Origin of the sequence: Fervidobacterium sp., assembly GCA_026419195.1 — a bacterium.
Lineage (GTDB): Bacteria > Thermotogota > Thermotogae > Thermotogales > Fervidobacteriaceae > Fervidobacterium.
The window spans coordinates 111,464-134,909 of record JANZZV010000003.1 but is presented as its reverse complement, the minus strand read 5'-3'; the positions used below and the strand labels follow the sequence as shown (position 1 = coordinate 134,909).

The following is a 23,446-nucleotide window of genomic DNA, read 5'->3' as shown; positions in this document are numbered from 1 at the left end:
CTTTTATCAAAAATCAAAAACTTCGGAGGTGTTTTGTAAAATGTTGGCGGTTATACTCATCATTGTACACACTGTAATTGCAGCTGGACTTATATGGATGGTGCTCCTGGAAATGAGCAAATTTGCGGAGCTCGGTGGTGCTTTTGGAAGTGGTGCGGCTTACACAATGTTTGGGAGGAAAAAAGGACTTGATACATCTGGAAAAATTACCGTGGCGCTTGCTGTTGCTTTCTTTGCTATGTGTTTTTTGACATCGTGGATTCTTTCAAGATAATTGAAAAACCGGGAGTTCTCAAATTCCGAATCTGGTAGCTTTTTACGGAGGAATAGCAAATGGAACTCAGTCCAGAAAAGCAAATCGAGATCTTAAAGAGAAACTGCGTTGATCTGATTTCAGAAGAAGAATTACTTGAACGATTAAAAGAAGGCAGACCTTTGAGAGTTAAACTTGGAGTTGATCCTTCAAGACCGGATTTACATCTTGGGCATGCAGTAGTGTTAAGAAAACTCAAGCAATTTCAAGATTTGGGGCACCATGTTATATTGATAATAGGTGACTTCACAGCAATGATCGGTGATCCTTCCGGAAGAAGTACTACAAGACCAATGCTTTCAAGGGAAGAAGTAATTGAAAATGCAAAAAGTTATGCCAACCAGGCTTTTATGATCCTTGACAAAAACAAAACAGAAATCAGATACAATAATGAATGGCTTGGCAGTATGACCTTTGCTGATGTAGTAAAACTTGCTGGTAAATACACAGTTGCAAGGATGCTTGAAAGAGAAGATTTCGCCAAGAGATATTCAGAAGGAACACCAATTAGCATCGCTGAGTTCTTGTATCCTCTCGCCCAAGCTTACGATTCTGTTGCCGTTCAGGCAGATGTGGAACTTGGAGGAACTGATCAACTTTTTAACTTAATGGTTGGTAGAAAGATACAAGAAGAGCATGGATTAAAGCCTCAGATAGTTCTGACAATGCCAATCATTGAAGGAACAGACGGAAAATTAAAAATGAGTAAAAGTTACAATAATTACATCGGTTTTACCGACGAACCAAAAGACATGTACGGCAAAGTAATGTCTATACCTGATGAACTTATTGTAAAATACGCGAAACTGCTAATAGATGTTGACGAACACACAGTTGCCGATATGGAGAAAAAAATCAACGAAAAGCTGGTAAATCCAAGGGATTACAAAATGTGGCTTGCAAAAGAATTGGTCAAACAATTTCACGGAGAGGAGAGAGCCAAAGAAGCGGAAGAGTACTTTGTTACGGTATTTCAAAAGAAAGAAATTCCGGATGAAATGCCAGAGGTAAAAATACAAACGGGTAGTTACAACATAGTAGATTTGCTTGACAAACTTGGGATTGGTACAAGAAGCGAAATTAAAAGACTAATCGCACAAGGTGGAGTTTATTTGGATAACAATCGTATCGACAATTTTAAAGTTGTTGTAGAAATAAAAGAGCCCCACATATTAAGAATCGGAAAGCGTCAATTTATCAAAATCTTGGTAAATTGATTCTGTATAGCAGGTGAAAATATTTTGGAAATAAGCATTCAAGTTTTGATTTTAGCAATATTTTGTGGTATAATTAGCGTGTAAGTATATTGTCAAATCAAGTGCATTAAAAACCAATTAAAAAGGGGGTAAAGACTATGAAAAAACTTTTAGTAATACTAAGTGTGATACTCTTTGCTTTTGTATCAATGGCGGCTTTTAGAGATGTCCCAAGAGGACATTGGGCAGAAAGTTATGTTTCAAGGCTTGAGCAGATTGGTATTATAACAGGCTTTCCGGATGGTACATTCCGCGGTGATGAAGCTGTCACGAGATATCAGTCAGCTTTATTAATTTCAAGAACACTTGATTACGTCGAACTTTCACTGAAAGACAAACAAGCTCAGATAGATTCATTACTCCAGATTATTAAAAGACTTCAAAACACTCTTGAAGCAAGTAGTAACGACTTTAGCAAAAGAGTTAATGAGATTGAAACGGAAATTCAAAACATAAAATTGACGCTTCAACTTCACGATCAAGATATCATAAAATTGTTCGATATTACTACACAGCTACAAGATAAATTTGTTTACACAGACGAAGAAGGTAACACTTCTGAAATTGACTTATCGACGCTCAAAAACGATATTGCGGGTTTAAGCGAAATACTGAGTGGTCTTGCGGCTCAACTTGGTGATGTGGATTACCTTTTGAGGAAACAAATAGCAGATCTTGACAAAAAAACGAGTGCAAAAAGTGATGAACTATCAAAAGCTATTTCGGAACTCTCGGCAAAAGTGGATGAGCTAAAGTCACAACTTGAAATGCTGCAATCCAAGATTGAAGACACAAACGAAACAATAGCAAATATTTATAATACACTTTCAGATGCAGTTCTCTCACTTCGAGAAGATTTAACGTTACTTGAAGCAACGCTCACGGCAAGACTTGATGAACTTGAAACAAGAATACTAAACATAGAGAGCACGTTAAATACTGGTTTGCCGGCGTTAAGAACATTGATCTATGGACTTTCAGAGGAACTTGCAGACACTGAAGCATCGATGAAAGCTTACACGGATGTCATTTCAGAAGAGCTAAGAGCACTAATGGAAGAACACGAATTATCAAACAACGAAAGGTTTGAAGACATATACAAAACCATCGAACAGAAAGTAGCGACATTATCTGAAGCTATTCTTGGTCAGCAAGAAGAAATTGCGCAACTTAACTCAAGACTTGACGAGGTTGAGATAAGAGTACTTAATGTAGAAAGCACAATTTCCACAGGTTTACCGGCTATAAGAAGCTTAGTATACGGACTTTCAGAAGAAATTGCGAATACTGAGGAATCCATGAAGGCTTATACAGATGTTGTTGCAGAACAACTTAAGACACTAATTTCCAACATAGAAGAATCATGTAAAGCATCTATAACCGAACTTAAAACAATTATAAGTGAACATGAGCAGTCCAACAAAGAAGTGTTTGAAGATATTTACAAAACTATAGATCAAAAAACGGTAATGTTATCCGAAGTTGTTATGGGACAACAAGAAGAAATCAACCAACTTAGAGAAAAACTTGACAAACTTGACAATTTTGTGGTAAACTTCAAAAATGAAATGAGTGAGAAAATAGAAAACTTGAGCATGAGATTAGGGTTGTTAGAAGATCAGGTTGCAAGTTTAACGCAAGTTGTCGAAGAAGTTAAGGCTGATAAATCTGACGTAGAGGAAATTAACAAAAAACTTTCAGAAGTTGAAAAATCTTCTGCAACGAAGAAAGAATTAGAACAAGCACAAACAATTGCAACTTGGGGGTTAGTTACTGGTATCAGTGGGTTGATAATAGGTATCATTGCCTTAGGTAAAGTCTTTGAATGGTTCTAATTGATAATCAACAAAAATAAGGGGGGATGAAAAAACAGAAGTTTGAAAACAAAGCGTTATGTTCCAAATGAAATTTTTTCAAACTCACAGGAGGAGGGAGAAGGATTATGAAAAAGTTTTTGGTAAGTTTATTACTCGTTTTGGCATTGTTCGTTTTTGCAGGTGAAGCAACATTTTCACAAGGCACAAAGATTTCGTTTTCAGGAACGGCAACATTCGAACTTGTGGTAGACAGCAAGGGGATTGACATAAGTGGTACAGCACCATTAGATGCAACGGTTTCGCTTTCACTATCACCAACATCCGTAACGTCAGCAGGTGTAACTTTTGGATTAACTTATGGTTATCCATCATCTGGTACTTCTATTGGAGTTAATTTCTCACTCAGAACTATATCTTTTAAAACACCTTATTTCGATGCACTTTACAGTGTTCCAAAAATTTTTGTAAGTGATTATTTCACCGGTAGGATTTATAATGCTGATGGGACGGTAACATGGACTGGTTCAGCTTTCAATGCTGACTTTTCAGATACGCTTAAACTCACATTCCCAACGATTGCTGGCTTAGAAGTGTACTATATCGACAGAAAAGATCCGGAACCATCGAATGATGCATACTTTAGCGATATGGTTCTTGTTAAGTATCCAATTGCAGGATTTAATGTAGTTGGTGGTATATACAGAACGAGTACTCTTCCTACAACACATGAATTTGGTGCTGAAGTGAAAGGCAAACTTGATCTTGGTTTCTTTAAACCAGATCTTACAGTTTTTGGAGGTATGGTTGCAGGCGCATCTGGAATGGAAACAGCTTACGATTTCATTCTTTCAGGTTCACTTACACCAGTTGCTGGTTTAGAAATAAAACCAACTGTTAAATTCGCTGAAAATATTACCGAACTTGATTATATGTCTAATAACATTTTAGGAGATAAATATGTACAAGCAGCTGTTACATACAGTCAAGCATTTGGACCAGTAACACCAAAAGTTAAGGTTACGCCAAAATACAACTTTTCATCATCAAAGCTTACACTTCCTCTAGATGAACTTTCAGTAAAAGCTGTCTTTGCACCTATTACCCTTTACGTAAAAACGAATAATTCTGATGTACTCGATAATACAAAGAAATACGAACTTTATGCTCAAGGTGATCTTGCAGTTGAAATGTTCAGCTTAACAGCAAAAGCTTTCTGGAAAGACGTAACAACACTAAATGTTTTCGATTACATTCATGTGCAAGCTACGGCAAAGGTTGATGTTTTGACACTCACAGGCAACTATAGGATGACAACTACAAAGAATGGATACAACGTTTCTGCTTCTTACCAACTCACAAGCAATGTAAGACTTACAGGCTTCTTCGGAACATTAACAGGAGATGACTCTGCTGGTTGGACCTTCTTGACGGAACCAACATGGAATGCTAAACTTGTTTACTCAGTAAAATTCTAATTTGGTTAGAATTAAAAAACACACTCCCTCAAATTTTGAGGGAGTGTGTTTTTTCGATTGTCTACATTTAAACTAAAAAAGCCTGGTGAAACACCAGGCTTTTTGTTTTTATCGTTTTATACTATAAAACGCTCCTAAGCCTTTGTAAATTGCCGAGTCACCAAGTTCTTCTTCGATTCTAAGAAGTTGGTTATATTTTGCGATTCTTTCACTCCTTGAGAGTGAACCGGTTTTAATCATACCTGCGTTTGTTGCTACTGCAAGGTCAGCTATGAATGTGTCTTCTGTTTCTCCACTTCTATGGCTAATAACGTTTGTCATACCAGCAGTTTTTGCCATTTCTATTGCATCGAGTGTTTCAGTCACTGAACCAATTTGGTTCAATTTTATAAGTATCGAATTTGTTGCAAACAATTCTATACCTTTGGATAATCTCTTAACGTTTGTTACGTACAAATCATCACCAACGATCTGCACTTTTCCTCCTACTTTTTGGGTGAATTTTACGTAGCTGTCCCAATCTTCTTGTTCAAATGGATCTTCGATGGAGATGATTACGGGCCAATATTTGTCTATCAGCATCGAGTAGTACTCTATCAATTCCTCACCCGTTTTTTCTACTCCGTCGATTAAGTATTTGCCTGTTTCTTCGTTGTAAAATTCACTTGCTGCACAGTCGAGGGCTATGTAAATATCTTTTCCTGGTTCATATCCAGCTTTTTTGATTGCTTCAATGAGTACTTGTATTGCTTCTTCGTTGGATTTTAGATTAGGTGCAAAACCACCTTCATCGCCAACTGCCGTAACATGTCCAGCATCTTTGAGTATCTTTTTGAGTGTATGGAAGACTTCAGCACCATATCTTAATGCTTCTTTGAAAGACGGAGCCCCAGCTGGCACAAGCATGAATTCTTGAATATCCAAGTTGTTATCTGCGTGCGCACCACCGTTAATGACATTCATAAACGGAACAGGAAGAACTTTTGCGTTAGCACCACCAAGATATTTGTAAAGTGGTAACCCAGCACTTTCAGCGGCTGCCCTTGCAACGGCCATGGAAACACCAAGAATGGCATTTGCACCAAGCTTCGATTTGTTTTCTGTACCATCCAACTCGAGTAATACCTTGTCAAGATACACTTGATCAAATGCATTTAAACCAACAACCCTTGGTGCTATGATTTCGTTCACATGCTCCACTGCTTTCGTTACACCTTTTCCTTGATATCTCTTCTTATCTCCATCTCTCAGTTCGAGCGCCTCAAACTTTCCGGTTGACGCACCACTTGGAACAATAGCCCTACCAAAACTACCATCTTCAAGTAAAACTTCAACCTCAACTGTCGGATTACCGCGAGAATCGAGTACTTCTCTTGCCTTTACGTCAACAATCTCTACGTACATACTTGCCACCTCCATCTTTTCAACTTTTTTGAGAACTAAGATTCTAAAATCAGGAGCGCTTCCTAACAATTATACCATGACTATTTTATTGTGCAAACTTTCACGTAGTAGATCACATAACTTTTACTTCGTAAGGTTTTAATGAAATACCTTCGAAATTCTCTCGATGCCCAGATATGTTCACATAAACCCTTATACCGTGTAAGCCATCAGTGACCGTGTAAGCGATTGTGAAAGTATTATGTGTAACATTCTCGATCCAGGCGTTTTCAAGCCATGGATTTTCTTTTCTAAAGTTTGTCCAATTTATTACTTCTTTCAAAAGACTTGTCTCTCTATTTATTTGTTCTTCAACAGCAACGCCTGTAAATGCTCTGTTGAATCTTACTGCCTTCCAAAATGTTTGTCCTTCACCAGACAATGAAGCGTACCAAGGGAATGGTTCGATTACATCTTCTGTAAAGGTTGAATCGTACATGCCTTTCATTCCAAGTTCATCACCATAATAGATGAATGGGACACCAGGAGTTGTCATCAGCAAACCGAAGAATACCTTTCTTTGCTCTTCTTGTGGTAGCAATTGAGCTAATCTGTGCATGTCATGGTTGCCTGTGAAATTACTTGGCTTGTACGGCTTCTTTGTAAGAGTTCTTTGGAAACAGTCAACAATTTTGTACACAGCGCCATGTTGCATCGATTCCCTTATCGCTTCTGTAAAGTAAAAGTTGAAAGAACAACCTATAGTTTTAGCGTATCTGTCAACTATCTCAGGGTCATCCCAGACTTCTGTAACAGCGAACACCTCCGCACCTTTAACAGAACGTGCCTTATCCATTACGAGTTGCCAATAATTTACATTCTTGTCGTGTTTGTATCTGAACGTCCCTTCTTCTATGTCGTAGTCATATATATGTTTTGCTGCATCGAATCTAAAACCATCAACACCTTGTTTGAGCCAGAATTCAACAATTTCTAGTGACTTTTCCACAACTTCCGGATTTTCATAGTTCAGATCTGGTGAAGAACCACCGAAAACACCATAGTACCATTTTCCATTTCTGTTGTGCCAAAGCAATTCCTCATCCCAGTGTCTTTTCTCTGCTGTGTTAAAATGAGGTTGTACCCAGAGAAAATAGTCCACATAAGGCTTTTCACCATTCATGGCAGCTTTGAACCAAGGATGTCTGTCTGAAACATGGTTAAGTGGTAAGTCTATTATCAGCTTTATTCCATTTGCATGGAGTGTATCAACCATGTATCTGAAATCTTCCAAAGAACCAAACGTACTGTTAGTGTCAAAATAGTCAATAATATCGTATCCATGATAACTTGGAGATTTGAAATGCGGAGTTAGCCAGATAAGATCGACTCCCAACATTTTAAAGTAATCTACCTTCTGTGCAATACCCCTAAAATCACCTATTCCGTCATCGTTTGAATCTGCGAACGAACGTATGAATATTTCATAACCTATCATGAAAAGTCCTCCTCTCTATTTTTGTCCAAATTCTAAGGCATATTCACGATTAAGCTTTACTTCAGACCCTTAAGAAAAAGCATCTTGAATTTCTTTAACTATTTTTTTGTAGTGGTTGCCTCTTTCTTCGAAGTTTTTGTACGCGTCGTAGCTTGCACCAGCCGGTCCCAAAAGTACGAAATCTCCTTCTCTTGCTATCTGAGATATTTCTCTTACTGCTTGCTCAATATCAGAATACCTTTTGTAATTCACATTCCTTTCTTTTAGGTAAGGTTCGATTGAATCAGCTATGGGACCGATTATTGCCACGTGTTTACATTTTTCTTTTATTTTATCAGCTAAAACAGTGTAATCTTCATTTTTTCCTTTGCCAGCGATTATAAGAAAGAGATTCTTGTCGAAGTTTTCAAGAGCTTTAACAACTGCAGCCGCATTTGTCGCTTTCGAGTCGTTGTAGTAATGTGCACCGTTTATTGTCCCACAATATTCCATTCTGTGTGGAAGTGGGACAAAATCTTCAAGCATGTTCATATTAAATTGTAAGTTGAGTACGTTAATAACTGTCTTTGCAGCGGCTATGTTTTCGACATTCTGTCTTGTGCGTATGTGGAATGGGATTTCTTCAAATTCAAAATCTGCGATAAAAGGTACTTTTGTTGCTTGTACGTATTGAATTCTTTTGAGTGTTTCAGTATCTTTTGGATTGTAGATAAAATAGTCTTGTTTATCCTGAAATTTCGCAATTTTCATTTTTGAGTTTGCGTAATGTTCCATCGTTGGATGCCAGTCAAGATGATTTGGATAGATGTTTGTTATGACGGCAACATGAGGTTTGAAATAGGGTGTCCAATACAATTGAAAACTACTTATTTCAACAACTATATAACCTGGCTTTTTTCCCTCTAATAATACTTGTGCAATCGGAATTCCAAAATTTCCAGAGATTTGAGACGATGAAAATTTTGAAATTAAGTGATTTATCATTGCAACTGTTGTACTTTTGCCTACCGAGCCGGTGACGGCGATGATTTTTGGGTTCCAGTCTAAGTATTTCATAAAGTACGTTATCTCGGTATCAACGTATTTTCCTAGCTGTTGAGCTTTGACAAGTACAGGATGGTTGTGAGGTACACTTGGACTGGTTAATATTACCTCTGCTTGAAGAATTTTTTCGGAATTTTCTCCTTCTTCGTATGGTATTTTGTTTTCATCAAGGAATTTTTTATCGTCTTGCGAAAGTTTCCCACCTTCGCTAACAAAGATCTCTTCACCAATTTTCATCAAAAACTTTGCTGCGTACTTATTACTTAATCCGAAACCTAATAGCGCATATTTCACAAATGTCACACTCCTCTTTGTTAAAAATTGCTAATACCAACCCTAGCTTGTTTATCCTTTCTGGAATATATTTTATCATTCATGATAATTCTTTGTTTAATAAAAAGTTATATTTCCAAAACAACATTGGACTTTTTCAAACTCCTTGTAGATCTTGGTTTGTTAACGTAAAAAAAAAATCGGACTCCGAATCTCGATTCGAAGTCCGATTTTGGTCGGGGTGACTGGACTTGAACCAGCGACCTCTTGCGCCCCATGCAAGCGCGCTAGCCACCTGCGCTACACCCCGATTTGATTATTTTTTGTCTGCTATTATATCATTTTACCATACTTTTCTCTTATTTCAAGTGTTTCAATGTCCGTTGCTTGAAAGAAAATGTTACAAGATACTGAATCTTTCAAATAAGGGAGCAAAGATTAACGATACAACAGCCATTATTTTTATCAGTATATCCAAACTTGGACCAACGGTATCTTTCAACGGATCACCCACAGTATCGCCCACAACGAGTGCTGCATGTTCAGGTGATCCCTTTCCTAAGCCTTTGATTTTACCTTGCTCAAGATGTTTTTTTGCGTTGTCCCAAGCCCCTCCTGCGTTAGCTGTGTATAACGCAAGCATGATACCACTAAGCGTTGTACCAACAAGTAATCCACCAACAAATTGAACACCAAAAAGGAAACCAGATATAAGCGGAGTGGCGATAGATATCATGGCTGGTAACACCATCTCACGTAAAGCCCCATCAGCGCTAATAGCTATACATTTTTCATAATCAGGCTTCTCTTTTCCATCGAGAATACCTGGTTTTTCTTTCACTTGTCTTCTTATTTCTTCAACCATCTTTCCAGCTGATTTGACAACTGCTTCTATCAATATTCCACTGAAAAGGTAAGGTAATGAAGCACCCAAAACAGCTCCACCAAGTGTCCTTGAGTTTATTATATTTAAATTAAGCAATTCTTGTATACTTTTAACATATTCACCAGGTGTAGTTTGTGAGAACATGTAAGATGCAAAAAGTGATAATGCAGCAAGTGATGCCGAACCTATTGCAAATCCTTTTCCTATAGCAGCTGTTGTATTTCCAACCATGTCAAGTCTATCGGTTATATGCCTAACCTCAGGTTCAAGTCCAGCCATTTCACTAATACCACCTGCATTATCCGCTATGGGTCCGTATGAATCCACAGTTACAGATGTTCCAACAAACGATAACATTCCTACTGCAGCCATAGCAACACCATAAAGACCAGAGAGTCTATCGGCAAGATATATTGAAAAGAAAAGAACCAAACATGGTAAAAATGTGCTTTTCATACCAAGTGCCATCCCACCGCTTATAACCATCCCCGTTCCATCGATCGATTTATAACTCAGCCTTTTTGTTGGGGTAAAGTTATCTGAAGTGTAATATTCCGCGAGCAAACCAATGATTATTCCAGCAAATATACCTATTATTGCGGCAAAGAATGCGGAAAATGGTCCAAATCTAAAACCGTATAGTACCAACGCTTCTTGGTAATTTGGTTTGTTTAGGATAATATCAGTGAAGAAATAGTTACCAATAATTGTTAGTAACGCTGATATTATCAGCGAATAGTTTAATTCTGCATGAGGTTTATCTGAAGATTTTTTTAGTATGACGAACAGAATTCCTACGATGCACGATATTAAACCAACAGCTGCAAAACCAACAGGGTAATACACCAAATTTAGAAGAACATCATAGTATTTTTGTCCAGAAAGCACAAATGTATAGCACGCTAAAACTATAACTGACAGTATTGCACCCATGTAACTTTCTAAAAGATCTGCGCCAAGTCCGGCAACATCTCCCACGTTGTCACCTACATTATCAGCGATAGTTGCTGGATTTCTCGGATCATCCTCTGGTAGCTTTAATTCGGTCTTACCAACAAGATCTGCAGCCATGTCAGCCGCTTTTGTGTAAACTCCTCCCCCTACCCTGTCAAACATAGCGACTATTGAGCAACCGAGTGCGTAGCCTGATATTGTCATTGCAAAAGGTATGAAACTTACACCAATCCGATTTTGAACAAGTATCATAGAACTCTGTTCAAGTTGATGTTTAAAAAGTAGTATAACAATGTTCAAACCTAACAAAGCCAAGCTTGCTACAGATATTCCCATAACAGAGCCACCTTGGAATGCGACTTTTAAAGCTTTACCTATTTGTTTTGTTAACCTTGCTTGTTCGGTTACCCTTGCGTTCGCCCTTGTAGCAGCCTTCATTCCAATGTATCCAGCAAGTGAACTCATCGCTGCTCCAACTAAAAAGGCAACACCGACATACCATGCTGTTAATATTGATAGAACAACGGCAATAACGATAGCATACGTAAGTACGGTTCTGTACTCATGGTTAATAAATGTGTCGGCACCACGACGAATTAAAGACGAAATCTCTTTCATTAGGTCTGTACCTTCAGGTTTTTTAAGCATAGCCGAGAAGTTAATATAAACCACCAAAAGCCCCACAAACGGAACAAAAAAGAAAAGTAGTTCCATAGTTCTCCCCTCCTTTGCAAAGAAGATAACGTTCGATGAGACTTTTGGTATATTATACCATACTTAAGTTATAAAATTATTCATATTTATGGTATAATATGCGAAAAAGTTAATACTAGAAACTCAAAGGAGGGATAAATCGTGTACAATGAATTGGCTCAAAAACTTCTTAGGTTAAGAGACGCTTCGGTAATTTTATCTTCAATAAACACAAAAGAAAAGAACAAAGCTTTGAAAATAATTGCCGAAAAGATCGAGAAATATCGGAAAGAGATAATCTTGGAAAATTCCAAAGATGTTGAAGTTGCAAAGGTAGCAGGCCTTCGTGAATCACTAATCGATAGACTTAGGTTAAATGATAAAAGGATAGACGAGATGATAAACGCATGTTATACTGTGGCAAGTTTAAAAGATCCTGTTGGCGAAGTTGTCGATTCTTACACAAGAGAAGATGGTTTGAGAATTTATAAGGTACGGGTACCATTAGGTGTCATAGCTATTATCTACGAATCAAGACCAAATGTTACAGTTGAAACTACTGCTCTTGCACTCAAATCTGGTAATAGCATACTATTAAAAGGTGGTTCTGATGCGTTGAACACTAATAAATTCATATTAAAAGTTATAAAAGAGGCGTTAAAAGAATCGTTTATTCCAGAATATGCTGTTGAACTTGTTGAATCAACAGATCGCAGTGTTGTTGACTACATTATTAAACAGAACGGATTAATAGATCTAGTTGTTCCACGCGGTGGGAAAGGACTGATAGATTATGTTGTCAAAAACTCAACTGTTCCAGTACTGGAAACGGGAGCTGGTGTATGTCACATATTTGTTGATGAAAGTGCGGATATTGAAAAATCTCTTAGAGTTGTCGACAATGCCAAAACTCAAAGACCAGGTACATGTAACGCTGTGGAAACTATTTTAGTTCATAAGAACATAGCTTCAAGATTTTTACCTGAATTAAAGAATCTGTTTGACACAAAAAACGTTGAAATCAGAGGTTGTGAAAAGACATGTCAGGTTATAAATTGCATTCCAGCAACGGACCAAGACTGGGAGACAGAGTATTTAGATTTAATTGTTTCGGTTAAAGTTGTTGAATCTATTGATGAGGCAATAGAACATATAAGAAAGTATTCCACAAGTCATTCAGAGGCTATCTTAACAGAAAATTACTCAAACGCCATGAAATTTCTAAATTTAGTAAACTCAGCAGCGGTCTATGTAAATGCCTCGACCAGGTTTACAGATGGTGGACAATTTGGGATGGGAGCAGAGATAGGTATAAGCACACAAAAATTACACGCAAGAGGACCGGTAGGGTTGAGAGAATTAACAACTACAAAATTCATTATTTTTGGTGACTATCATGTAAGGGGGTAAAAACGTGGCAAAAGTTGTTTTAAAGGTGGGTAGTAATCTCTTAGTAGGGCAAGGTGGTATAAAAAAGGAGTACATTATTGAAATGGTCGCCACGGTAAACAAACTCCTTAATAATAAACACAGAGTGGCGATTGTTACATCCGGTGCTGCGGCCAGTGGCCGTAAAGTTTTAAAGATAGATACACATGATATGGTTTCAAAACAAGCACTTTGTGCAGTTGGTCAAGTGCAGCTTATGAATATATATGAAAATGCATTCAGTTTTTACAACAGGAAAGTTGCACAGATTCTTCTAACTCGAGATGATTTTTCTGATAGGACAAGATTTCTTAATTTGAGAAACACGTTAATAGGTTTGGAAAATTTTAAGGTCATTCCCATAATAAACGAAAATGATACAGTAGCTGTTGAAGAGATAAAATTAGGCGATAATGATATACTTTCTGCTATGTTTTCGATATGCTGGGGAGCAGATTATCTGTTACTTTTAACGTCGGTGGATGGTGTTATTGGTGAGAATGGAGAGATTGTAAAAGAATATGTTGTGGGTTTTGATCAAGTAAAGATTGCGAAACTTGAAAAGACATCATTTGGAAGCGGAGGAATAGATTCAAAGATAATTGCTGGAAGGATGGCCGCAGAAAGTGGTATTAAAACTTACATAATAAACGGTAATGAGCTTGGGAATATACTAAGGGTATTGAATGGTGAAAATCCTGGGACGAGGTTTGTAGTTCAAAGTGGTAGGAGGCTTTCCAAAAGACTTTCTTGGTTGAAGTATATTAGCAAACCTAAAGGTAGGATATACGTAAACGATGGGGCATTTGAAGCTATGTCCAAGAGAAAAAGCTTGCTGCCAGTTGGTATACTGAAAGTAGAAGGGAAATTTGATAAAGGAGATGTTGTATCGATTTACTTTAACGACAAGTTGTTTGCAAAGGGGATTGTTAATTATTCTTCTGATGAGGTTGAGGTTATTAAAGGTATGAAGACAAATGAAATACCTGAAGACATCTTTACATATGAAGAAGTAATCCACGCTGACAACACAATATTGGAGGGAAAGTTATGAGAATTGGTATAATTGGTGTGGGAAATATTGGTAGCATGATACTTGAGGTACTTGACAAAGATGATGAATACGAATTTTATATCTACAATCGTTCTGTTGACAAAATTAGAAAGTATGAAGGGTACGATAATGTAAAAGTTTGTTCATCCGTTAAGGAAGTTTACCAAAGCTCTGATTACATTTTCTTATGCGTTAAGCCACAACAAACGTCCGTTGTATACGAAGAATTGAGACCTTTAGAGGAGAATAACAAGATATTGGTAAGCACGGCTGCTGGGAAAAAGATTTCTGATATATCGCAATCCACAAAGAAAAGCAAAATAATTAGAATTATGCCAACTATAACTTCCAAGATTTCTATAGGGATAACAGCAGTATGCTATACCGATTCAATATCAAACGATGACAGAAAGAAATTTGAAAAATTGATGTCTCCACTTGGTGAGCTCATGGAACTTGAAGAAGAGAAGTTCGATGCGTTTACAGTACTCAACAGTAGCGGACCGGCATTTGTTGCATTTATACTGGAAAGCTTTATTGAAGGTGCGATAAATATAGGTGTAAACCCTGATTATGCGAGAGATATCGTCTTGAGAACTTTCGAAGGTTCGATAAAGTTACTTGAACACATAAACATGGAACCTTCAAGACTAAAATATCTTGTATCATCGCCTGGAGGTGTGACAATACGCGGGTTGTATGAATTAGAGAAAAACGGAGTGAAAGGTGCGATTATGTCAGCTATTTACGAAGCTTACAAAAAAAGCCAAGAGTTATAGCTATTTATTACACAAATTATTAAATAAAAATTTTGGATTTTATTTCAAAAGTGATATAATATAGTGACACTTTTTACAAGGGGGGATAAAGATGTCAAAAAGAGTATTTTTTGTAACATTTCTAGTGGTCGTAGTAACAGTCTTTGCGTTTGACCCTACAACTTACGTCTCTGCTGGTGTAGGGGAACCGGATACACTTGATATTCATCAGGCGTATGATACTGTGAGTGGTGAAATAATCTACAACGTTTACGAAAGTCTAATAGCCTACAAGAAGAACAGTCTTACAGAATTTGAACCTCGGCTATCGACGGAAGTTCCAACAGTTAAAAATGGACTAATAAAAGACGGTGGCAAAACCTATGTTTTTCCAATAAGAAAAGGTGTGAAGTTTCACAATGGTAATCCGTTAACGCCAGAAGATGTGGAGTATTCTTTTGAAAGAGGATTATTGTATGACCCAACAGGTGGACCAATGTGGATGCTTTGGAATGCTATTTTCGCTGTTAATTCACTGAACGAAATGATCTCCAATTATGTTGGCAAACCTGTTGCTGAGATATTCAAAGATGGTGAACCACTGCCTCAATTCAGAGATAAGCTTGTTGAACTTTACACAAAGGTTATAGATCCGGCTATCGAAGTTCAAGGTGATAATGTTGTGTTCAAACTTGCCAGACCGTACGGTCCATTTTTGACAGTAATGGCACATACGGTTGGTTGGTCTGCTGTCCTTGATAAAGAAACATCTATCAAAATGGGACTCTGGGATGGAAAACCAGATACGTGGTGGAAGTATAGAAACATACCAAAAGAAAAATCACCACTGTATGCGACGGCGATCGGTACAGGTCCTTACAGACTTATTGAATGGGATAGAACAAGCAGAAAAGTTGTTCTTGAAGCTAATAAAGATTACTGGAGAGGCGAACCGAAGTTAAAGAAAGTTATCATAATGACTGTAAGCGAATGGGGTACGAGAAAACTTATGCTTGAAAAAGGTGATGCCGATGATATTGCAATAGTTTTAGAATATTTAGATCAAATTCGTGGTAATAAAGATATTCAAATAATTGAAAACATACCCAGTTTGTCGGTTGTTGCTGTTGGGTTTTCCTGGTCAGTATCTCCCAATAGCAAGTACATTGGTAGTGGTAAATGGGATGGTAATGGAATGCCACCGGATTTCTTCAGTGACGTAAACGCAAGAAAAGCAGTCTCCTACATAATAAATTATGACGCGGTTATTAGAGATGTTCTCAAAGGATACGGTATTAGGATTCCATCGCCGTTGCCTAATACATTACTTGGTTTTGATCCGACATTGCCTCTTTACAGATTTAACATAGCTGAAGCAAGAAAAGCCCTCGAAAAGGCGTGGGAAGGAAAAGCATTAAAAGTTGGTCTGAAATTCACGGTTGCTTACAATACTGGTAACATGATGAGACAAAGAATTGCGGAAATGATTAAAACGTACATGGAAATGATAGCTCCAGGAAAAATAAAGGTGGATGTTGTTGCGTTAAATTGGCCCAGCTATCTTGATGCGATGAGAAAATCGGAATTGCCGATGCCGATATTCAATTGGCTTGCTGATTTTCCTGATCCAGACAATTTTATATTTACATTCTACCACTCAGCAGGTACATATGCTCCAAGACAGGGAGACAATTTCAAAAAGTTTGTCAGTACACCAAGAAAAGAACTTGGAGGAAAGAGCCTTGATGAGTTGATTGAGGCAGCAAGAAATTCAGCAGATCCAGATGAACGAAAGAAACTTTACATTCAAATTCAAAAATTTGCAATAGATAATTACATAAGTATACCTGTTTACCAACCTGTCGGTGTTAGAGCACAGAGAGCTTGGGTCAAAGGATGGTATGAAAATCCAATGCGCCCTGGTAATGATTACTTTGAATTGTACAAGCAACAATAGTTAATCATAAAAAGCGAGGGATAAAACCCTCGCTTTTTTATTCAGTCGCTATTTTAATAGCTTTTTAAATTATCTACTTTTTAACATCAATATGTTGGAATATTACTCTGAGTTTTTCGGTGAACTTGCGATTAACACTTGCTGTTTTAGACTTGATTATGTACCGGATAAATGCACATATCTCTTAAATTGCATTCTTTACACATAGGTTTTGAGTTGCAGTATTTCTTTGAGTGATCAACAATCAACCCGTGATATTCTTGGTAGACATCAGTAGCTTTGCTAATAGAGCTTTCAAACAAGTCTTTATACTCATCGTACTTTCTGTACTTTATATTATATAGTCTGCTCAACAAGCGTTTTGTGTATGCATCTATAACAAATACCGGTTTTTCTATTGCGTATAGTATAATAGAATCGGCTGTTTCTTCTCCTACGCCATTTATTTTGAGAAGCTGGACTCGGAGTTTGTTTAGCTCAATTTTACTGATTTCCTCCATTGAGAAATCGTAGGATTTAAGCCATTCAAGCAAATTAACCAATCTTTGAGCTTTTAAATTGTAAAAACCAACAGGTTTTATAAGCTCAGCTAAATTACTCTTCAACCTATAAATGCACTTTAAGAAATCTTTTCCATTAAGGCTAGTGCATTTAGCTTTTAAATTTTCCATTGCTCGTTCGACATTTTTCCAATTTGTATTCTGAGTAAGTATTGCGGAGATAACTATTTCTTCTGGACTTCCCGGCCACCATTTTCCAAGCTTACCGTGAACTTCCAGAAGCTTTTTGTATAACAACTCCAAATCCAAGCTTATCACCTCAAACATTAATTATATCATAAAAAAAAGCACGGAGTTTGAGCTCCGCGCCAAAAATTGGAAATGACTCTCTACATGATCTTATCCTCCAAGGTATGCTTTTCTAACTCGCTCATCTTCCAAAAGTTCTTTACCCGTACCTTGCAAAACAATCCTACCTGTCTCAAGAACGTATGCATAATCTGATAATTTCAATGCTTCATATGCATTTTGTTCCACCAATAGTATCGTAACTCCTTCACTGTGAATTCTCTTTATCATCTGAAAGACTTCTTTAACTATGACGGGTGCAAGTCCTAAGGAAGGTTCATCAAACAACAGTAATTTTGGCCTTGACATTAAAGCGCGACCTATAGCTAACATTTGCTGTTCCCCACCAGACAACGTACCAGCACGCTGATTTATTCTTTCTTGTAATCTGGGAAAAAGTTCGAACACATACTGAATATCCTTTTTTATTTGTTCCTTATCCTTTCTCAGATACGCTCCTGCAAGTAGATTTTCGTAGACTGTTAGGTTAGAAAAAACACGCCTTCCTTCTGGTACCATTGTGACGCCAAGTCTAACTATTTCACTCGTATCAAGTTTTGTTAACTCTGTTCCTTTATATTTTATACTACCTCTTGTTGCTTCTTTAAGACCACAAATTGTTCTGAGTGTAGTGGACTTTCCAGCACCATTAGCACCTATCAAAGATATTATTTGACCTTCTTCCACTTTCATTGATATACCCTTAATTGCGTGTATACCACCGTAATGTACATGTAAATCCAAAATCTCAAGCATCCTCATCACCTGCGCCCAAATAAGCTTTTATGACTAATGGATTCTTTTGGATTTCCTCAGGTGTACCTTCAGCTATTGTAACTCCGTGATCAAGAACTATTATGCGCTCGCATATATTCATTATAACTTTCATATCGTGTTCAATAACAATGATTGTCAGTTTGTATTTATCTCTTATTCTGAGTATAAGCTGGTTAAGTTCGAGTGTTTCATCCGGATTCATACCAGCTGCTGGCTCATCAAGTAATAGTAACTTTGGATTTGTAGCGAGTGCACGCGCTATCTCAAGTTTCCTCTGTAACCCATAAGGCAAAGAACTTGACTTATAGTCAGCAAGATGTTCGATACCAACTTCTTTCATAAGTTCCCACGTCTTGTCTTTGATGTATTCTTCTTCTCTTTGATATTTTGGTAGGAAAAAAATAGATGTAAACAAATCAGACTTGAGGTGAGCGTGAAACGCTGTCATAATGTTCTCTTTAACCGTCATATTGGAGAAGAGTCTTATATTTTGAAATGTTCTTGCCACTCCAAGTCTTATTATTTTATCAGTATTCAATTTAGTTATGTCTTGACCGTAAAATTCCATTTTTCCTTCACTTACGGGAAAAACGTGAGTAATTAGGTTGAATACTGTCGTTTTTCCAGCACCATTTGGCCCTATTAGGCCAAGAAGCTCGCCTTCTTTCAAATCAAGGTTAAAATCAGAAACCGCCACGAGACCGCCGAAACGTTTTGTAACGTGTTCCATCTTTAAAACTGTTGGTTTGGTGGGAGATTTTTTTGAATTTCCAACTTCGACTGATTGAACCATCACCGTTTCACCTTCCTTTTGGAAAGGAGTTTCGCAATTCCTTCCCAACTGAATTCCCTGTTGCCAAATAAACCTTGCCTGAAAAACAGTATTGTAACCATGAGCAGTATGGAGAATATTAGCATACGCATACCAAGAATTCCTGGTATAGTAACTCCAAATATTTTCATTGGCATTTCAACAAATCTTAAACCTTCCATCAAAAATGCAAATCCAATACCAACTATAACACTTCCGGTTATATTACCAAGTCCACCGAGCAGTATTATAGTTATTATCTGATAAGTAAAAAGTATGCTGAATGAATTCGGATCGATAGTCATCAACAAACTTCCAAGAAGACCACCAGCAATCCCTGCAAAGAACGCGCCAATTACGAAAGCAAGTACCTTGTGTCTAAAAAGATTTATACCAAGATTTTCAGCGGCAACTTCATCATCTCTGATAGCTTTAAGTGCTCTCCCATATGAACTATCAACAATTCTTTTGATAACTATAATAGTTATTATTGCCCAACTAACGGTCCACCAAAGATTAGTGTGTGTTGGAAGTCCCTTTAAACCAAGTGGACCATTTGTAATATTCTGAAGGTTGTTGAAAAGCGAACGTATAATTTCTGAAAAACCATACGTCACTATTGCAAGATAGTCTCCCTTTACTCTCAAACACGGTGCACCAACTATGAATCCAGCAATAGCTGCCATTAAGCCACCAACAATAATTGCCCAGAAAAACGGTATCTGTATTTTATCAAGTGGAGAGATTAACGGCTCCATAAAAAAGTTAGATATTTTCTGTTCTTCAGACATGTACAGCAAAGCTGAAGAATACGCACCTATTGCCATAAAACCAGCATGACCAAGCGAAAATTGACCTGTAAATCCATTTATAAGATTTAAGCTAACTGCCAAGATAACATATATAAATCCCGTATTTAAGACTCTTTTTATGAATGGATCCATAAACCTTTCTGCAAAAAACACAAATACATAAACAGCCAGGATTAGTAAAACACTAAGCAAAACACGTGTTGTTCGCTTCACGCTTTTTCACCTGCCTCTTGACCAAAAAGACCATTCGGCTTGAATATTAACACAATAACAAGAAGTGCAAAAATGAATGCTTCCCTGTAACCAGAATATTCCGGGAAGAACGCTGGAAGAAGTACCGTTAGCATACCTAAGACAAAACCACCAATTAGTGCACCTTTAAGACTTCCTATACCTCCAACAACTGCCGCTATAAACGCGCGGCTTCCTGGATATTGTCCCATAAATGGGAAAATCTGCGGATATCTAAGTGCCCAGAAGACAGCACTTACTGCTGCTAAAGCAGAACCAAGCGCAAATGTAAATGAAATTGTTCTATTAACATTTATTCCCATTAATCTTGCTGTATCAAAGTCTCTGGAAAGTATGCGCATGGCAAGACCTATTTTTGTTTTTTGTAGAATGAACGTTAGGAGCGTCACAACAACAATAGAAAATATAATAGTGTAAATAGAAACCGCTTGAACTCTTACCTCGCCTAAAACAAGTGTTTTCTTCATCGGTTCTGGTACAGGAAATGACCTCTGTATACCGCCAAAAACGACAACTGCGAAATTCTGGAGTAAAAATGACATACCTATAGAGGAAACAAGGGAATTTATCCTAGGGTATTTTCTTAAAGGTTTGTAAGCAACCTTTTCTATACCCACACCAAGTAAAGAAGTAAACGCAATACCAAGAATGACTGCACTGAGCCACGGAGCACCAAATATCAAAGAAGTATAGAACATAAAATATGCAGCCATCATGAATACGTCACCATGCGCAAAATTAACTAACTTAACTACTCCGTAAACCAAAGCGTAGCCAACTGCCACTAACCCAAACACAAAACCAAGTGATATAGCATTGACCATATGCTGCATAAAAAGATTAATATCCATCTAAACACCCCCAAGATCGTTTAATAAATGCGCTACGCCAAAAGGCGTAGCGCAAAAAACAATAATTAGTCGCCTTTTATAACCGTTACAAACTCAAATTTTCCATTTTTGATGGTCTTAATAACGGCGTCTTTTATAGCATCTCTGTTTTGGTCAAATCTGATTCTACCAGAAACACCTACATAGTTTGTTGTCAGAAGAGCCTTTCTTATGTCTTCTGGTTTATCTGAGTTTGCCCTCCTAATTGCGTCGATTAAGACCATGTAAGCATCATAAGCAAGAGCAGGTAAATATCCCGGATCTTCGTTATATTTCTTTCTATATTTTTCAACAAACGGTTTTGTCTTATCGGAAAGTTCTGCTTTAACATCAAACATTGTACTGTAATATGCCCCTTCAACTGCAGGACCACCAATTTCTATTAACTGTGGCAAATCCCAGGTATCTCCACCAAGTAATGGTTGTTTCAGTCCTAATTCTCTTGCTTGTTTTGCAATTAGTGCAGCATCTCCAACGATACCTGCAGGGATAAATATAACATCTGGATTTGCTTTTTTGACAGCTGTCAACTGCGCTGTAAAGTCTTGGTCTCCACCTTGATAGGCTATGTAAACAGGTATTGCTTTTGAATTTCCTGTCAATTTGATAAATGCATCTCTGAAATAATACGCAAGACCAACAGAGTAGTCATTGGACACGTCGTAAATAACTGCCGCTGTTTTTGCTTTCAGATTTTGGACTGCAAACTTTGCCATAACAGTTCCCTGGAATGGATCAATAAAGCAAACCCTGAAAACGTATGGCTTATCCTTTGTAACAAGAGGATTTGTGTTTGAAGGAGCTATGTAAACAACCTTATTTTTGTTAGCAATTTCAGCACCTGGTATACCAAGAGCACTTGAGTATGTACCAAGTATAGCAACAACTTTAAATTGTTCTATAAGCCTTGTGACAACATTTGCAGCTTCTATTTTGTCGCTTTTATTATCAAGTGTTACAAGTTTTATAGGTCTTCCAAGTACAGATGGGACCTCTTCGTAAGCCATTTCAATACCTCTAAGGCCAAGTTGCCCACCCATGGCATAATTACCAGTAAGTGGCTGAGTTACTCCTATTACTATTTCGTTAGCTGCAAAAATCGTAACTATACTGGCTAAAAGAATCAATAAAACAACACACCTTTTCATTATTCTCACCCACCTTAATTATTTTTATAAAACTGTCTAAAAAAATTACGGTTTAACAACTGTCACAAATTTAAACGCACCTTTTTCAATCTTCTTCACGATAGCATCTTTTATCGCATCTCCGTTTTCATCAAATGTGATGTTTCCAGTTGCACCTTGGAAGTTTTTCGTAAGTGCCAAAGCATTCTTTATATCTTCTGGTTTCCATGATTTTGACCTGTTGATAGCATCAATAATTACAAGATAGGCATCGAATCCCAAGGCTGCAAATGCATTCGGTTCTTCGTTGTATTTTTTTCTGTATGCTTCAACAAATTTCTTCGTCATTTCAGTAGTCATAACCTTTTCGTCAAAATGCGTGCTAAAGTAAGCACCTTCCGCCGCATCTCCTGCAACATCTATAATCTCTGGAACTTCCCAAGTATCTCCGCCAAGGAATATAGATTTAATACCCATCTCTCTTGCTTGTTTCATGATAAGCGCAGCATCACCATATGAACCAGCTGGTATGAAGAGAACATCGGGATTTTTGGCTTTTGCAAGCGTAAGCTGGGCAGTGAAATCTTGGTCTCCTCCCTGATATGAGGCGACGCCAAGAACTGATTTTGAGTTACCGGTAAACTGTATAAATGCATTTCTAAAGTAATGAGCAAGACCAACGGAATAGTCAGAAGATATGTCTTGAATAATGTATGCTGTCTTAGCTTTAAGTGTTTCTACTGCAAATTTTGCCATAACAGTACCTTGAAATGGGTCGATAAAGCAAACTCTGAAAACATACTCCTTGTCTTTTGTGACAAGTGGATTGGTTGGTGAACAACCTACCATGGGAACCTTCATTCTGTTTGCAACTTCACTTCCTGGAATTGCCAAAGAGCTACCATAGCTTCCAATAATAGCACTTACGTTGTAAACTTGTATAAGCCTTGTAACTGCATTCGCTGCTTCTACCTTGTCTGTTTTGTTATCGAGAATGACAAGTTCTACTTTTTGCTTCATAGCGGTTGGAAATAGTTCGTTGGCAAGTCTGATACCCCTAACTGTAAGTTGACCTCCAGCTGCGAATGCTCCAGTTAATGGTTCAAAAACACCTATACGAATAGCTGAAAAAACAAAAAC

General features: G+C 37.5%; 19 protein-coding genes and 1 tRNA gene. 8 read left to right on the top strand and 12 right to left on the bottom strand.

Annotated features, from left to right (window positions below; genetic code table 11):
* Positions 1-40 precede the first annotated feature (40 nt).
* The 4 genes from secG (at position 41) to N2Z58_02580 (ending at position 4,861) form a co-directional block, all read left to right on the top strand.
* Entirely contained in the window at positions 41-274 is a 234-nt protein-coding gene (secG, locus tag N2Z58_02595; GenBank protein MCX7653552.1) for a preprotein translocase subunit SecG, read from the top strand.
* A 59-nt stretch (positions 275-333) separates the two neighbouring features.
* Entirely contained in the window at positions 334-1,530 is a 1,197-nt protein-coding gene (gene tyrS / locus N2Z58_02590) for a tyrosine--tRNA ligase (GenBank protein ID MCX7653551.1), read from the top strand.
* A gap of 137 nt (positions 1,531-1,667) precedes the next feature.
* Positions 1,668-3,404: an S-layer homology domain-containing protein gene (locus N2Z58_02585; protein ID MCX7653550.1), complete on the top strand. Its 1,737-nt coding sequence runs from the start codon at positions 1,668-1,670 to the stop codon at positions 3,402-3,404.
* Between the two features lie 107 nt (positions 3,405-3,511).
* The gene (locus N2Z58_02580) at positions 3,512-4,861 is read left to right on the top strand and encodes a hypothetical protein (protein MCX7653549.1); all 1,350 of its coding nucleotides are present in this window, start codon (positions 3,512-3,514) and stop codon (positions 4,859-4,861) included.
* A 108-nt stretch (positions 4,862-4,969) separates the two neighbouring features.
* Here N2Z58_02580 and eno read toward each other — a convergent pair whose 3' ends face one another.
* The 5 genes from eno to N2Z58_02555 all read right to left on the bottom strand — a co-directional run bounded on the left by eno (position 4,970) and on the right by N2Z58_02555 (position 11,613).
* Positions 4,970-6,265 carry a phosphopyruvate hydratase gene (eno, locus tag N2Z58_02575; protein ID MCX7653548.1) on the bottom strand — a complete coding sequence of 432 codons (1,296 nt, stop codon included), beginning with the start codon at positions 6,263-6,265 and terminating at the stop codon, positions 4,970-4,972.
* Positions 6,266-6,377: 112 nt separating this feature from the next.
* Positions 6,378-7,742 (bottom strand): alpha-amylase family glycosyl hydrolase, encoded by a 1,365-nt coding sequence (locus tag N2Z58_02570; protein ID MCX7653547.1) that lies wholly within the window; start codon positions 7,740-7,742, stop codon positions 6,378-6,380.
* Between the two features lie 69 nt (positions 7,743-7,811).
* Positions 7,812-9,080: a UDP-N-acetylmuramoyl-L-alanine--D-glutamate ligase gene (murD, locus tag N2Z58_02565; GenBank protein ID MCX7653546.1), complete on the bottom strand. Its 1,269-nt coding sequence runs from the start codon at positions 9,078-9,080 to the stop codon at positions 7,812-7,814.
* Positions 9,081-9,292: 212 nt separating this feature from the next.
* Positions 9,293-9,369, bottom strand: a tRNA-Pro gene (locus N2Z58_02560).
* A gap of 90 nt (positions 9,370-9,459) precedes the next feature.
* Entirely contained in the window at positions 9,460-11,613 is a 2,154-nt protein-coding gene (locus N2Z58_02555) for a sodium-translocating pyrophosphatase (GenBank protein MCX7653545.1), read from the bottom strand.
* Positions 11,614-11,754: 141 nt separating this feature from the next.
* On the opposite strand from N2Z58_02555, the gene N2Z58_02550 reads away from it, so the two are divergent.
* The 4 genes from N2Z58_02550 (at position 11,755) to N2Z58_02535 (ending at position 16,789) form a co-directional block, all read left to right on the top strand.
* Positions 11,755-13,002 carry a glutamate-5-semialdehyde dehydrogenase gene (locus N2Z58_02550; GenBank protein ID MCX7653544.1) on the top strand — a complete coding sequence of 416 codons (1,248 nt, stop codon included), beginning with the start codon at positions 11,755-11,757 and terminating at the stop codon, positions 13,000-13,002.
* A 4-nt stretch (positions 13,003-13,006) separates the two neighbouring features.
* Entirely contained in the window at positions 13,007-14,074 is a 1,068-nt protein-coding gene (proB, locus tag N2Z58_02545) for a glutamate 5-kinase (GenBank protein ID MCX7653543.1), read from the top strand.
* Positions 14,071-14,853 (top strand): pyrroline-5-carboxylate reductase, encoded by a 783-nt coding sequence (gene proC / locus N2Z58_02540; GenBank protein ID MCX7653542.1) that lies wholly within the window; start codon positions 14,071-14,073, stop codon positions 14,851-14,853. Before proB ends, proC begins: the two co-directional genes overlap by 4 nt.
* 91 nt (positions 14,854-14,944) lie before the next feature.
* Positions 14,945-16,789 carry an ABC transporter substrate-binding protein gene (locus N2Z58_02535; protein ID MCX7653541.1) on the top strand — a complete coding sequence of 615 codons (1,845 nt, stop codon included), beginning with the start codon at positions 14,945-14,947 and terminating at the stop codon, positions 16,787-16,789.
* A gap of 146 nt (positions 16,790-16,935) precedes the next feature.
* Here the strand turns inward: N2Z58_02535 and N2Z58_02530 are convergent, their stop codons facing one another.
* The 7 genes from N2Z58_02530 to N2Z58_02500 form a co-directional block, all read right to left on the bottom strand.
* On the bottom strand, positions 16,936-17,598 hold the full coding sequence (locus N2Z58_02530) for an endonuclease (protein MCX7653540.1): 663 nt from the start codon (positions 17,596-17,598) through the stop codon (positions 16,936-16,938).
* Between the two features lie 90 nt (positions 17,599-17,688).
* Positions 17,689-18,399, bottom strand: a complete 711-nt coding sequence (locus tag N2Z58_02525) for an ABC transporter ATP-binding protein (protein ID MCX7653539.1) — start codon at positions 18,397-18,399, stop codon at positions 17,689-17,691.
* Positions 18,386-19,207 carry an ABC transporter ATP-binding protein gene (locus tag N2Z58_02520; protein ID MCX7653538.1) on the bottom strand — a complete coding sequence of 274 codons (822 nt, stop codon included), beginning with the start codon at positions 19,205-19,207 and terminating at the stop codon, positions 18,386-18,388. The genes N2Z58_02525 and N2Z58_02520 overlap by 14 nt, the downstream gene beginning before the upstream one ends.
* Positions 19,207-20,250, bottom strand: coding sequence for a branched-chain amino acid ABC transporter permease (locus N2Z58_02515; GenBank protein ID MCX7653537.1), 1,044 nt, complete (start codon positions 20,248-20,250; stop codon positions 19,207-19,209). Before N2Z58_02515 ends, N2Z58_02520 begins: the two co-directional genes overlap by 1 nt.
* Positions 20,247-21,140 (bottom strand): branched-chain amino acid ABC transporter permease, encoded by an 894-nt coding sequence (locus N2Z58_02510; protein MCX7653536.1) that lies wholly within the window; start codon positions 21,138-21,140, stop codon positions 20,247-20,249. Before N2Z58_02510 ends, N2Z58_02515 begins: the two co-directional genes overlap by 4 nt.
* Positions 21,141-21,205: 65 nt before the next feature.
* Complete coding sequence (locus N2Z58_02505; GenBank protein ID MCX7653535.1) at positions 21,206-22,327, bottom strand: ABC transporter substrate-binding protein; 1,122 nt, start codon at positions 22,325-22,327, stop codon at positions 21,206-21,208.
* A gap of 45 nt (positions 22,328-22,372) precedes the next feature.
* Positions 22,373-23,428, bottom strand: coding sequence for an ABC transporter substrate-binding protein (locus N2Z58_02500; GenBank protein MCX7653534.1), 1,056 nt, complete (start codon positions 23,426-23,428; stop codon positions 22,373-22,375).
* Positions 23,429-23,446 lie beyond the last annotated feature (18 nt).